Origin of the sequence: Sphingomonas sp. PvP018 (assembly GCF_017876865.1) — a bacterium.
Classification (GTDB): Bacteria; Pseudomonadota; Alphaproteobacteria; order Sphingomonadales; family Sphingomonadaceae; genus Sphingomonas; species Sphingomonas aerolata.
Window position 1 is genome coordinate 214,452 of sequence record NZ_JAGIOU010000002.1, and the last position, 14,144, is coordinate 228,595.

Annotated in this window: 9 protein-coding genes; 8 read left to right on the forward strand and 1 reads right to left on the reverse strand. The window is 61.6% G+C overall.

Annotated elements, in window-relative coordinates:
- Nucleotides 1–458: 458 nt before the first annotated feature.
- The 8 genes from J3A66_RS19070 to J3A66_RS19105 all read left to right on the forward strand — a co-directional run bounded on the left by J3A66_RS19070 (nt 459) and on the right by J3A66_RS19105 (nt 11,870).
- Nucleotides 459–2,999 carry an EAL domain-containing protein gene (locus tag J3A66_RS19070; RefSeq protein ID WP_209570707.1) on the forward strand — a complete coding sequence of 847 codons (2,541 nt, stop codon included), beginning with the start codon at nt 459–461 and terminating at the stop codon, nt 2,997–2,999.
- Between the two features lie 311 nt (nt 3,000–3,310).
- Nucleotides 3,311–3,976 (forward strand): PAS domain-containing protein, encoded by a 666-nt coding sequence (locus J3A66_RS19075; protein WP_166747499.1) that lies wholly within the window; start codon nt 3,311–3,313, stop codon nt 3,974–3,976.
- Between the two features lie 505 nt (nt 3,977–4,481).
- Complete coding sequence (locus tag J3A66_RS19570; protein WP_209570708.1) at nt 4,482–5,969, forward strand: DUF4173 domain-containing protein; 1,488 nt, start codon at nt 4,482–4,484, stop codon at nt 5,967–5,969.
- Between the two features lie 17 nt (nt 5,970–5,986).
- A complete protein-coding gene (locus J3A66_RS19085; protein ID WP_245337158.1) occupies nt 5,987–6,703 on the forward strand; it encodes a response regulator transcription factor in 717 nt (238 codons plus the stop codon).
- Nucleotides 6,700–8,283: a HAMP domain-containing sensor histidine kinase gene (locus tag J3A66_RS19090; protein ID WP_209570709.1), complete on the forward strand. Its 1,584-nt coding sequence runs from the start codon at nt 6,700–6,702 to the stop codon at nt 8,281–8,283. The genes J3A66_RS19085 and J3A66_RS19090 overlap by 4 nt, the downstream gene beginning before the upstream one ends.
- 24 nt (nt 8,284–8,307) lie before the next feature.
- Nucleotides 8,308–8,874, forward strand: coding sequence for a DUF2809 domain-containing protein (locus J3A66_RS19095; RefSeq protein ID WP_209570710.1), 567 nt, complete (start codon nt 8,308–8,310; stop codon nt 8,872–8,874).
- A gap of 135 nt (nt 8,875–9,009) precedes the next feature.
- Nucleotides 9,010–10,533 (forward strand): diguanylate cyclase, encoded by a 1,524-nt coding sequence (locus J3A66_RS19100; protein WP_209570711.1) that lies wholly within the window; start codon nt 9,010–9,012, stop codon nt 10,531–10,533.
- Between the two features lie 182 nt (nt 10,534–10,715).
- Entirely contained in the window at nt 10,716–11,870 is a 1,155-nt protein-coding gene (locus J3A66_RS19105; protein WP_348634101.1) for an acyltransferase, read from the forward strand.
- A gap of 284 nt (nt 11,871–12,154) precedes the next feature.
- On the opposite strand, the gene J3A66_RS19110 is transcribed toward J3A66_RS19105, so the two are convergent.
- On the reverse strand, nt 12,155–14,143 hold the full coding sequence (locus tag J3A66_RS19110; RefSeq protein ID WP_209570713.1) for a DUF3732 domain-containing protein: 1,989 nt from the start codon (nt 14,141–14,143) through the stop codon (nt 12,155–12,157).
- Between the last annotated feature and the right edge of the window lies 1 nt (nt 14,144).

Sequence of the window (14,144 nt, forward strand, 5' to 3'; positions counted from 1 at the left end):
CTCAGCCGGAGCTGGCAAAGGTGCTCCGACAAACGCTGCACTCGCCAGCAATATACTCGAAAAACTCATACTGAACCCCCGTTATCGGGAGGCCTCTATGTCATATGCTGTTGCGAGTCACTAGCAATATAACGGTTTTGTCATGATCGTTGAGGCGAGCGCGAGCAGGCGCAAGTTTAACCTATTGAGATTCGCAAAAATATTATGTCTAACGAGGCTTATAGATCGCCGGCCGCGCCTGTTGATTTCAGCGCGCGATGGATAGCAATTCTGACCCACAAAGCGACATTCACGCCCCCGTCCCCGCCACCCAACTTCGGACGCTCATTCAACTCTGCGATATGGTCGCTCATGTGGGCGTTTGCCTGGCCAAGAACGTTAGCTTTTTAACGGCTTGGCCTGGTAGCGCCGACGCAAATCCAATCGTCAATTAACTGTTTGACGATATTATGTCAGACATGATCGATCGGAACGAGACCGGGGCAAGTCAGGAACACGCCCGGCTGACAAGCCTGCTGAACATGGGAATCCTGGACACGCCGCCACAGCGCGACTTCGATGAGGTCACCCGTCTCGCGGCGTTGGCGTGCAACACCAATAGCGCAGCGGTCACTCTGATCGACGCCAACCGCGGCTGGTTCAAATCACGGGTAAGTGTGCATGCAGCCGAGGTACCACGCGAACATGCCTTGTGCAGCCTCGACATCGATCAGCCTGATCTGCTGGTCATCCCGGATACCCACCTTGATGCCCGGTGCACCGGCAACCCCCTGACAGAAGGGCAGGATGCCATTCGCTTCTATGCGGGCGCCCCCCTGATCGCGACATCGGGTTATTGCATCGGCCGGCTATGCGTCCTCGACCCGAACCCGCGATACGGATTAACCGCTGGACAGCGTCAGGCGCTCATTGACCTCGCCCGCATCGTCATCGGCCTCATCGAGGCCAGCCACAGCCGCCAGATCGGCCTCATTGCAACACAGGTCGCCGATGTGACCTCGGATGCGATCCTGTGTGCCGATGACATCGGACGGATCACTTTCTGGAACGCAGCTGCCGAAGCCATGTTCGGCCGCTCCGCAGCCGATACGATCGGCGCGGAACTCAGCATCATCGTGCCCCCTGCCCTGCGTGCTGCCCACCGGGCAGGTTTCGCCAGCGCTGCACAAGGTGGCTACATGAAGCTGGCTGGGAAATCGGTAGAACTGACCGCCATCAAAGCGGACGGTTCCGAGTTCCCGATCGAACTGTCGCTCGGTCGATGGCAGGATGAGAAAGGCTTTCATGCCTTTGCTGCGATCATCAGGGACGTGTCGGCGCGCAAACTGCTCCAGTATGAACGTGAACAGGCCTGGGCGTTCCTCAACACCGTGATCGAGCACCTGCCCGCGATGCTGTTCGTCAAAGAGGCGGACACGCAGCGATATTTGTTGATGAACAAGGCTGGTGCCGCGATCGCCGAACGACCACAGTCAGACTTCCTTGGTCGAACTGATAGCGAACTGTTTCCTGGCCGGGGCGAAGGCTATGAGGCCCGGGACCGCGCTGCCTGCGCCACCCCGGGCGTTCATGTCTACGAGAGCGAACACCTTCGTGCCGACGGTCAACTGGTCCATCTGCGAACTCAGCGCTTGAGGATCGACACGCCCCAAGGAGATGCCCGCTATTTACTCGGCATGACCGAGGACGTCACGGAAGCACGACGGGCCCAAGCGGAGGTTGCCCGCCTGGGTGCGTATGACGCGCTTACCAGCCTGCGTAACAGGGCCAGCTACGTACGACGCCTCGACATGCTGGCTGCTGCTGCTGCACCCTTTGCGTTGCTCAGCATCGATCTCGATCGCTTCAAGGCGGTGAACGACCAGTTCGGCCACCTTGTCGGCGACGAGGTGCTGATCCAGGTCGCTCAGCGACTGAGTGAGCTTACTGCCCCAGGCGATCTGATTGCCCGAGTAGGCGGCGACGAATTCGTGATGGTTCTAACTGGTGATGAGGCGGCAGAGCGGTCGCATGGCATCGCCGATGCTATTGTGACGGCACTGGAAGAGCCGATCAAAACCGAGCGGGTTCGCACCCACGTCGGCGCAAGCGTCGGGGTAGCGCTGTATCCACGTGACGGTTCCACACCGGAAGCCGTGCGGCAGGCGTCAGACCTTGCCCTGTACCGCGCCAAGGATCATGGCCGCGGCACGGCCTGCTTCTACAACGAGGCGATGGATGCAGCCGCGCGCAATCGTCAATTCCTCGAGATCGCCCTGCGCGACGCGATCAGGAACGACGAGATGACGCTCGCATTCCAGCCGGTGATATTGATCGAAACCGGTGTCATCACCAGCTTCGAGGCACTGGCACGCTGGACCCATGCCGATCGTGGCGCGATCGCCCCTTGCGACTTCATCCAGGCGGCCGAGCGATGTGGCCTGATCGAGGAACTGGGCACGAACCTACTCCGCAAGGCTTGCGTCGAAGCCGCACGGTGGCCCGGTGATGTTCAGATCGCCGTGAACCTCTCGCCTCTCCAGTTTCAAAGCGGCCACCTTTGCGAGCGCGTACGGCAGATTCTGGAGGAAACCGGTTTGGCGGCGCAGCGTCTACAGCTGGAGGTAACCGAGAGCCTGTTGATGCGTGATGTTGATCAAACATTCGAACAGCTCAGCCAGTTGCGTTTGCTTGGCATTCAGATTCTCATGGATGATTTTGGCGTCGGCTATTCCTCGCTCGGCTATTTCGAGCGGTTTCCGTTCGATAAGGTGAAGGTTGACCGATCATTCATTAACGCGGCTCCGACCTCTCGAGCTTCGCAAGCGATCATCAAGGCGGTGGTGCAGCTTGGGACGTCGCTGAATATGGGGGTAGTGGCCGAGGGAGTCGAAACCAATGAGCAGATGGAAATGCTCACCGCGCTCGGCTGCAGCCATGTTCAAGGATATCTATTGGGCAAGCCAATGCAAGGCAGCGACGTTCTTTACCATCTGCATACAAATAGTAGCAATTGTTAGTATTATGATGACATTCAGTATAGCTTTATTAACCACCTATTGCTAATAAATTGGCAAATTCCCTAAGTTCGGTCACTTATTGGCATCGCAGATCCCTCTTTGAAGCCAAAGTTCTTTCACCATGGCTGGTACAATTTCGGTCGTAACCCGGATGATCGACTTCGTAATCGCCTGTAGACCCCGGAGATGGCGATACGGCAGCTCTCGGGGTATACATCCGCTTAATCTACTACTATTTCCCTCGTGAGGCGATTGCGCAGCGCCGAGACCGCCTTATTTTCCATTGAGTGGATTTAGGCAGTTAGGTGACGATGCCGGCAGCTCATTGTGTCTCAACCTCTGAGGGTATCATCCTCAAAGCCGATCAGGGCTTTCTTGATCTGCTAAAGCGCCAGGAAGACGAAGTCATTGGTTTTTCGTATCGGCAGATTACCGATCCAAGAGACCTCGGGCGGAGCGCAGAGATGTTGGCATTGCTGGAGGACGGCGCAGCTCCCGTTCGACTTCAGAAACGCTATTTGAGGCCAGATGGCACTTCGATAGCAGCCAATCTACTTGTTACTCGCTTCTCTGATCCCGACCGTCTGATCAGCACGCTCTTCTGGCAGGAGAGTGGTCGAGCCCTACCACCGGCAAGGCTATGGGAAGCAGCGCTGCGGATACGCCACGTCCATAGTGCACGGATCAGACTATTCGGCAATGATCTCAGCACCGATCCAGTCGGCTCACTATTCATCGGCATCTATCTTGCTGAGGCAGAAGGCCGTAACGTGGGGCTAGAAGAGATCTCCATTTACGCAGGTATTGCGACGTCGACCACGGCACGATGGGTCAAAGCCTTGCAGCAGTGTGGCGTATTGGAAGAATCGCTTGATTCAAACATCAACCTTCAGCTGACGCAAACCGGCCTGAAGAAGGTCGAAGCCATGCTAGCGACGGTCTACGAGGCTCCTGATGCAGCAGCTATGCTGACTTGAATTTGGTGGATCAGGTGATCGAGCTGTGCTGCGGCAGCGTGCTGCCCCTCGGCGTCAAGGAGCACCAACGCCGCACGAAGGTGCTCAAGAGCCTCTCGCATGGTGATATGCTCCATCATGTGGATCATATCACCTAAATCGACGCTGTCGAAGGGGCGTGACAGAACCGTCATCAACCGCAAGGCGCCCTTCTGGTTTTACGCTGTAGCGTCGCACACCCCCTTGATCACTAATTAGCGACGGCTTACCGCATGACCCAGCTCTGGACGTTCAGCGCGCCTTGGCTGCTTGCCGAAACCGGACTTTTGTTCAGGTCCCATGATTGCCCGGTATGGTCGCCAGCCTCACTGTCGTTCGGAGTAACTTCGTCGGCAGAAGAGATCGGCATTATGACCGACTTGCTGCACTGGTTCTGCACATTTTCTCCCTCAGGACTCCCGATAGCCGCGATCATCCTTCCATACCGTCCGCTTAGATCAACCGCTTCAAACGGCAGGAGCGGATCGTGCGTTTTAGTTTTCTCTGCAAGATTGCGATCGTCATCGCCCTAGTGGTGCTGTTCGATCGGCTGTTCCCTGATAGCTTCTCGGGCGCCCGCATCGGTGGGTTCGCGGGCGTCTGGCTGATGGGCCTCGTTCTGGGCAGGGGCGATGTCAGGCGGAACAAGCGTGCATGGATCGCACTTGCGGTCGCGGCGCTCTTCGCGGGGTCGCTGTTCGACGATCCAGGGCCGCTTGCCTGGGCCCTGTTCTGGTGTGCGCTCTCCGTCGCCGTGCTGCTACCAAAGGTCAGTGGCTTCGACGATGCCTGGCATTGGGGTGCGCGCCTAATGATCCATACAGTTGGGGGGATCGGCAAGCCGTTCGCCGATCTTCGGCGGTTCGGGCGGTCCAGGCAACGCAAGCGCGCCAACGCCGGCTCCGTCATGGCAATGCTAGGGTTGCCGCTGGTGGGCGGTGCCTTGTTCGTCACACTGTTCGCCGCCGCTAATCCACTGATCGCGGAGACCCTTGCTGCGATTCGACTGCCGTCGGTGTGGCAAATCCTGCTGTGGATTTTTGTAGCGGTTTGCGTCTGGCCGAGCCTGCGGCCGCAGGCGGCGGTGATGCGCTTGGCGGGTCGTCTGCCCGACCCCGAGCCGGTGCTGCCCGGCACGTCGCTGCCGTCGGTTCTGATCGCGCTCGCCTTATTCAACGCGATCTTCGCCGTTCAGAACGGGCTGGACATTGCGTTCCTGTGGAGTGGCGGAGCGTTGCCTGCCGGCATGACCCAGACCGAATACGTGCATCGCGGCGCCTATCCGCTGATCGGCACCGCGCTGATCGCCAGCGTGATGGCGCTGGCGATGCTTCGCCCGGGCAGCGCGAGCGCGCACCACCCCTGGGCGCGGCGACTTGTGACCTTGTGGGTGGTGCAGAACCTGGTTCTGGTCGCCTCCAGCATACTGCGGACGATCGACTATATCGAAGCCTCGATGCTGACGGCGTGGCGCATCGCCGCGCTTGCATGGATGGCGCTGGTGGCGCTTGGGCTGGTGCTGATCTGCTGGCGCATCCTGCGCGGGCGCAGCGCGCGGTGGCTGATCAACTGGAACGCGTTCGCCGCTGCAGTCGTGCTGACCCTGTGCAGCTTCGTCGACCTGGGCTCGCTCGCGGCATCGTGGAACGTTCGCCAGCAGGCACCGGCAGCGATCGACCTCTGCTATATCGGTCAGGTCGGCGATGGGGCGCTGCTGCCGCTGATCGTGCTGGAGCACCGTCGAATGGATGCGGTGACACGCGACCGCGTGCGCTACGCTCGCGATCTGATCTTCACCGACCTGTCGGCACGGCAGGACAGCTGGACGGAGTGGACGCCCCGTGGCGCGCGTCGCCTGGCCCGGGCAACGGCCATGCTCGGGCCCAACCCTGCTCGGCCGCTGGCGGTGGACCAGCCTGCATGGCGCAACTGCGACGGCTCGATCGAACATCCGGCACCGCCGGCCCAGCCTTGACCGCGCGAGCGCCAGCCATGATCCAGTGTCCCATGCCCCGCACGATCCTGATCGCCGACGACGATCCCCACATCCGACAGCTTCTCGCCTTCGCGCTCGCCAAGGCCGGGCTTGACACGATCGAGGCTGAGGATGGCGAGGCGGCGCTGGCCGCGGTGGAGAGCCATGCGCCCGATCTCGTCGTGCTCGACATCAACATGCCGCGGATGGACGGGATCGAGACGTGCCGCCGCTTACGCGCGCGGAGCGACCTTCCAATCCTGTTCCTCTCCAGCCGCGACGACGAGCTCGACCGCGTGCTCGGCATCGAGCTCGGCGCGGATGATTATGTGACCAAGCCGTTCAGCCCACGCGAGGTCGTTGCACGGGTGATGGCGATCCTGCGCCGCACGGCGGGGCGTCCGCCGGCGGTCGCCGATGCCGCCCCGCCGCTCCGCCATGGCCGCCTGCATCTCGACCCGGATGGCTGGCAGGCGAGCTGGGCGGATCAGCCGGTGCCGCTGACCGCCACCGAATTTGGCATCCTTCGCACGCTCGTGACGATGCCATCCAAGGTGTTCAGCCGCGATGCGCTCATCGACCGGCTGCATGGCCCTGGTTTTGCCATCACCGATCGCACCATCGACAGCCACGTGCGCAATTTGCGCGCCAAGTTCGCAGCCGTCGGTGCCCAGGACGTGATCGAGACGCGCGCCGGCATTGGCTATCGTCTCGGGGTGTGCGGCGCCGGATGATCGAGCGGGTTAAAAGCGTCGTCCGCCACCACTGGCCACGGCTGCGTCTGCGGACGATCCTGCTGCTTACCTTCCTGTTCGTGGCCGCGCTGCCGGGCGTCGGCGCGCTGTTCCTGCGGGTCTACGAGAACTCGCTCGTTCGCCAGACGGAAGCGGAGTTGGTCGGCCAGAGCGCGGCACTGGCGGCCGCGGCGATCGTCGAATGGCCGGGCGTTCACGCGCGCGCGCTGCCGCAGCAGATTGTCCCACAGCCGCCGTCGGTCGATCTGCGTATGACGCGCATCCTGCCGGAGCGACCCGAGCCCCGGCCCTCGGCAGGACCGGAGGGGCGCGCAACGCTCGTCTGGGGCCATCATATGCGGCCAGTCCTGCAGCTGACCTCGCGCACCACGCTGGCATCGATCCTGCTGCTCGACGCGAACGGCCGCATCCTCGTTGGTTCACAGACGGGAGCCTCCTACGCCGATCTGCCCGAGGTGCGATCGGCGCTGGACGGCCAGCGGGCGACGACGCTCCGCCGCAATGGCGCCTACCGGCAGCACTACGCGCTCGAATGGTTGAGCCGGGCGTCGGACCTGCGCATCCACCACGCCCACCCGATCGTCGCCGACGGGCGGGTCATCGGCGTGCTGTTGCTGTCACGCTCCCCGCGCGTGCTGCTTGCTGGGATCTACGAGGATCGGGGCAAGATCGCGCTCGGCATCGTGCTGATCTTCGCGACGTTGGTCGTTCTGAGCGGGCTGCTTTCGCGCGGCATCGTCCGGCCAGTCGAGGCGCTGGGCGACGCGACGCGGGCGGTCGCGAGCGGCGGGGGTTCGGTGCCGCCTGCCCCGACCACCGCCGCCGTCGAGATCCAGGCGCTCTACCGAGACTTCGGCGTAATGGCCGAGGCGATCGAACGGCGCTCCCGCTACCTGCGCGATTTCGCGCACGCGGTCAGCCATGAGTTCAAGACTCCCCTTGCCGGGATCGGCGGTGCGGTCGAGTTGCTCCAGGACCATCCCGACATGGGCGCAGCGGATCGCGAACGCTTTCTCGCCAACATCGGCGCGGACGCGGCGCGCCTGAACCGGCTCGTCAGTCGCCTGCTCGACCTCGCCCGCGCCGACATGGCCGAGATGGTTGAGGGTGCCGCCACCGACCTGTCCGACGTCATGCGCCGTGTGGCGGATGCCTTCACGGGTGCCAACTTCGACGTCGTGCCGGAACCGGCCGCGGGGCTGCCGAGCGTCGCTGTGCCGCCAGCGGTGATCGAAACGGTGATGACCGGCCTCATCGAGAACAGCCGACAGGCCGCAGCATTCCGCGTCTCGATCGCAGCGCGGGCGTCAGGCGAGTGTGTAGAACTGGCGTTCCGGGATGACGGTCCAGGCATCCCCCTGGGTGATCGCGACCGCATCTTCGAGCCCTTCTTCACCAGCCGCCGCACATCGGGCGGCACCGGACTTGGGCTGCCAATCATCCGCTCGCTTCTCCAGGCGCACCACAGCACGATATCCCTAGACCAGGACAACGGTAGGGGCGCGGTCTTCCTCGTCACGCTGCCTGCATGCGCCGTCGCACCGACGCTGAAGGCATAGATGGTGCGGAGAAGGCCACTCGCATTGTCGGCGCTACTGATCGTCGCCACCATAGCGACTGGTCTTACGATCAGACTAGCGCCGCTCGGGCTGCCGAACGCCTTCGTCAAATATGGCGGATCGCTAATGTGGGCGCTAATGATCTACTGGATCGTTTCGTCCGTTCGCCCACTTTGGCAGCTCATGCGCGGCGCTCTCGTATCGAGCGCGATCGCGTTCTGCGTCGAACTGTTCAAGCTCTATCACACGCCCCTGCTCGACGCCTTTCGGCTGACCTTGCCCGGCAAGCTTCTCCTTGGGCGCGTGTTCTCGCTATGGGACCTGGTCGCCTACGCGGTTGCAATCATCGTTGGCGTTATTGCGGACCATATGATCTGGTCCAGTATGCAGCGCCTGCCTTCTGCTGAGCGCCAGGATGAGCCGCGATTGGGAGCAATCGGGCCAGCCGACCAACAGCCTCGCCAGATCGGAAACACCACGGCTCTGTCGGCCTCGACCCATCAACCGCCGTCTACGGCGGACGGTACGCTTCCCAGCTTCGAACACCGGCTCATGTGTTTCGCGTCAATTAAGCCAGCCCCCGTGTCCTAAGGGAAGCGTTCAGATAGAATGCCTTCACCTTTTGCGTTTAATTAGAAACGTGTGAAAGCCACTGAGAGCCCAATCGTTCGCGATATTCCTGACGGAACGTACGTCGAGCTTGTTGCCAGTTTGTGCGGCACGCGCATGCCCGCAGCGATCATGACGTTGCTGTTCCTGGTGGTTGGTGTGCTCAGCGTTCACGCCTCACGGGATATCGCTCTAGCGAGCTTGGTCGCTATAGGAACGATCGCGAGCGTAGCCCGCCTTGCCGTTTTGATCCGCGGTAGACGGCTGTGCGATAACCCCGAAATGCCCTTACTCAGTGCCAAGCGCTTTGAGCGCCGGTTTGCACTCACCTATTGGGCCTTCGCGGCTGTATTCGGTCTATTTGCCGCACGATCGTACATGCTGCCGCTTGCAGAATGGCAGATGCCCATCGGCATTCTCGTCGTGGGATACGCCGCAGGAGCAGCATCTACGATCGCGATGCGCCCTTACATCGTGATTACGAGCCTGATTGTCGCGGTAATCCCGCCAGCTTTAGTTCTTCTACTGCGGGGAGATCCGAATGCGATCGTTTCGGCTCTTTGCCTATTTGCGCTGCTCACAGGCGGCCTTCGTAGCGCTAGCCAACGATATCGCTCGCAGCTGGCAAAGACGACAACGCGACACGCCTTTGCTCGTCAGGTCAAAACGGATCACCTCACTGGGCTTGGCAACCGGCTGGCTCTCGCCGAGGCATTTGAGACAAACGCCCGGCCAGAGCGACACGGACGTATCGCATTTCACTATGTCGACCTCGACGACTTCAAGCCGGTCAACGACCGGCTTGGTCATCAGGTAGGCGATAGCTTGCTGTGCTTGGTCGCCGATAGGTTGCGGACATCTATAAATCCTGAAGACATGGTTGTTAGGCTTGGAGGCGACGAATTTGTCGTCGTGCAAATCGACTCCGAGTCTGACTTTGACGTTGAGCAACAAGGATTACGCATCGAACAGGTCTTGAACCGCTCTTACGTGTTGGATGGCCATTCGGTTAACTGTGCCGCCAGCGTCGGATCAAGCCGCTCTACTGGTAAAAGTCAGAGCATGAATTGCCTTCTGGTGGCTGCCGACGAAGTGCTGAGGCGGAGAAAGGCAGAGCGGAAAAGCCGCCTTGGAAGTCCGCCTGTCGATACCGGCAGTCCCAAACAACGTGATGCGATTGATTACGTCTCGGTCGCGGAAGGACGCACAGACAGCCATTCGGTCGCGCACGACATGCTCAGTGATGGCGAAGCGTATGAACGATTAGCCGCTACCGGCATCGCCGCAACAACTTGGGAGAGTGCGCCGGATGGTCTTATTGAGACCGACAGCCCCAGCTGGCGGGCCTATACCGGTCAAAGCTATGACGATTGGAAAGGATATGGTTGGCTAACCGCCATCCATCCCGACGACCGAATAGCTACGATGCAGAAGTGGCGTGAGACCGTACACGATCGGCAAGCGGTTGACGCGGAGTACCGGCTAAGAGGGAAGGACGGGCAGTACCGTTGGATGAGTGTGCATGCCGTTCCGTTGCGCGCCAAGGACGGACAGATCGTCAGGTGGTTGGGTATCAACATTGATATTGATGATCGAAAGCAGAAGCAGCTTTTACAACATAGCACCGGTCTTTCGGTTTGAATTAAAAAGACCCACAACCGGCCATTCAGCCCCGTTTGTTGCGTATCCAACTCTCGCCGTTCGTTTATCTGCCAGATGCGCTAACCTGGGGGCCTTCCGCTGGCTGCGATCCATAGTTGTGGTCAAACGGTCCATCGGCCAGCGTAGCGTTCAGGTACGACGGGAGAACAAGCTTGGCGGGAGTGGCGCGATTGGCAGTGGCGGATACATCAACATCGCCGCCCGGCGTTCCAGATGCGGCACCGGACCAGACAGCGACGGGCAAGGAGCATTTCGAGGTGCTCGACGGTCTACGCGGCACCGCTGCCATGCTCGTTGTGCTGTTCCACATTCAGGGCATCACGGTGATGTGGGATGCCTCCAAGGTCATTCTTCACCACGCGGTTCTGGCCGTCGACTTCTTTTTCCTGCTATCGGGTTTCGTGATCGGTTACGCGTATGACGATCGCCGGGACCGTATGTCGGTCCGCCATTTTCTGACCTTGCGACTGATTCGGCTGCACCCGCTCGTGCTCTTCGGCGTCGTGCTGGGCTTCGTAAGCTATCTGTTCGACCCATTTGCCGGGAGCGCGCAAGCCGTACCGCTGGGCAAGTTGCTTGGCGCATTTGCTCTTGGGCTGTTGCTGCTGCCTGCCGGACCGCTCCCTAATCGTTGGAGCGACACGCACCCGTTCAACGGGCCGTGCTGGAGTCTGCTTCAGGAATATATCGGCAATGTCGCCTACGCGCTGCTGCTTCGTCGCTTGTCCGTGCGCGCGCTGCTTGCGATCGCGATCGCAAGCGGGCTCGGCCTCGTCGCCTGCGGGCTCCGACTTGGCAGTATGGATCAGGGCTCGGCCTGGGATAGCTTATGGATGGCACCCGTCCGGCTGTGCTTCCCGTTCGTCATGGGGCTTTGGCTTTTTCGTATACGAGGCCGACTGCCGTTCTTCCGCCTTGGCTATCTGTCGCTGACGGTCGTCCTGATCGCGGTGGCCGCGTTCCCGACGCTCTCGAACGTAGGCCCGGTCAAGCTCAACGGTCTATACGAGACGGGGTGCATCGTCGTCGTATTCCCGCTCGTCATTTTGGCCGGCAGCCACTCAGAAGCGGGCCGCGGCATGATGGGGCTGTGCAAGTTCGCTGGACGCATGTCCTACCCGATCTACATGACGCATTTCCCATTCCTGTATGTCTGGATGAACTTCGTAGCGAACGACCATCCGACCCAAGAGATGCTGGCAGTCATCGGGCTGGCGCTCGTTCCCTTCCTTATCTCAGTTGCATGGGCGTCGTATACATTCTGGGACGAGCCGATCCGTGCTCGGCTCCGTATCGCACTTGGCGGTCATCGTTAATTCGTGCTGGACAACAGATTCGATTCCGGTCTGTCGCCCGGTTTCCCACCAGTACGATAAACGACCCAGTTGTGGACATCATCGAGCGACTTAGCGCTTCTCCGAAGCGGTCATCCGTTCACATGAGTGTCGCATCCATCGAGCACCGACTGCTTGTCGCTGAGGATGACAGGGTCGTAGGGGGTAGGGTCGAGCTTGCGCGCATCGGACTCGTCTGGTCTCCGTTGATACCGTTGGTAAGGGCGGCTCGGATCGCGCTTTCCCTTGCAGCGACATCAAAGAACCTAGGGACCCGCAGCAATCCACTTCTCAGGGATCAGGAAGTCCCGATCGTCGCGCCAGTTCTGGACCTCCCTCACGTCGTCCTCGCCGCTCCACGCGTTGTGGTCAGCATGATCGACGACGATGATCTGAAGCTGCCCGTCGAAGCTGTTGTAGGCCCGCGACAGCGCGGCGAAGATGCGTCGGGTGCGCGCCATGTCGTCCGCCGGGGGAACGCCGGTCCGCCCCGGCCTCACGCGCTCACGTCCCCGAAGCGCATCCTCGTAGGAGTCGTTCGGAAAGTAGACCTGCGTCGGCTGATCGATAACGAGGAACGTCGGGACCGGGCTCTGTTCACCTCGCTGCATAACGACCCCGTGGATCGCGAGCAGCGCCGCGAGATGGTAGGCCATCCAGTTCTCGCCTCCTCCGATCTCCCACAGCGAGTCCGCCCGACCTCCATCCTCCCGCTGGAACCTTAACGTGAGCTCGTTGAAGTCGAGGAAGGGATAACCGTCAGCGCCCTGCACGCCCATACCTTCGACGAAGCGGGACACGTAGCTAGAGACCTTGCGCGACACCTCCTCGCGTCTGCGATCAAGCGCGTCCTGGTCCAGCTCCTCACGCAGCTCCGCGATCCTGTCGAGAAGGAGGCGGCGCCGCGCGTCCAAACCGCCCTCGCCGTCCACCGCCTCCAGCATGGTGAGCGCCTGCTCGGTTCCTCCCAAAAAACGATAGACCGCCTCGAGCGTCTGGTCGCGCCCCTGTTCAACGCCCACCGCCGCCTCGGCCGCCTGCATAGTCTGCTGGACGGCGGTGATCTCCCGTTCGTCGTCGGCTAGGCTGCGCTCCAAGCCGGCGATTTCCGCGTCGACCATGGGAAGGGCGTCGCGCGTACCGCCCACCAGCGACTCGACGTCGAGCGCGCTCTCCTCCAGCTTGTCCAGCATGCCGCGGCTTTGATCGCTCGAGGAGCCGCACAGGATGCAGTCGTCCGACACAATCGCCTCTCGAAACCAGCCCCTGCCAGCGACATGCTCCCGTTGCTGGTCCAGCGCCGATCTGTAGTCGCGCGCGGAGCGCCTCAGGCCTCTCAGCCGACGCAAACGGCGACGCCTCTCCGCCATCCGTGACGCAATCGTCCGCTCCTGCGCCGATAGGGCCTCGAGCCTGCCAGTCGCGGCGCTGACGCGGCCCGAGGCGCTCGAGACCAAGCGGCCGGGCCCAGTTAGCTCGCGGAGCACTGAGAGGAGAAGGGGAAGACTTGTAGGCGGTTCGCCTTCGGGCAGTAGGCCGAGTTCTTGCGCTCGCAGAAAGGTGCCGGTGGCGTTAGCCCGCCAAGTCTCGATGCCCCTCCGCCTGGCCGCGAGTTCGGCGGCGACCCGGCGCTCCTCTTGGCCGAGAAGGTTCAAGGCGTGGGTCCGGGCCAAGTCCTTGTTGGTGACGATGCCGAGCGCGAGCGGCAGGACCCGGCGCAGCTTATCCCGGTGGGCGGAGGAATCGGCCTTGTAGAAGAGCGTGTACGGGTTGGCGACGACGTGCTGCGGCAAGAAGTTCAGGGAAATTATGTCACGGAAGCTCGCGCGAGCGGCGTTGGCGTCTTCGGGATCGATGGTCAGGTCGGAAAGGCCCGACAGACGATTGAGCAGCCGTTTCACGTCGTCCGTGGTGGCCTTCGGATAGGGCAGCTCGAGTCCCGGCCGCTCGCCCTCGGCGGTCCAGTAGACGTCCGACACCTGCCTGCCGTCGGGTCTTCGCCGGGCGAGGTGTAGCGGCCCGTTCGCGGTCTCGAGTTCGAGCTCATACCACGACGCGAGATCACGGATGACGCCGACGGGGATCGCGCAGCGACCCGAGCCGAGAACGTAGTCAATGATCGCAGCGACGGCCGACTTGCCCGTCGAACTCCACCCTGAGATGACGCTAATCCCGTCCGAGCTGAACTCGATCGAACGCGGGTCGAGGCTCGGGTCGTTGGGCCAGACGACTAGGCGGCGGATGTGCAGTCTCATG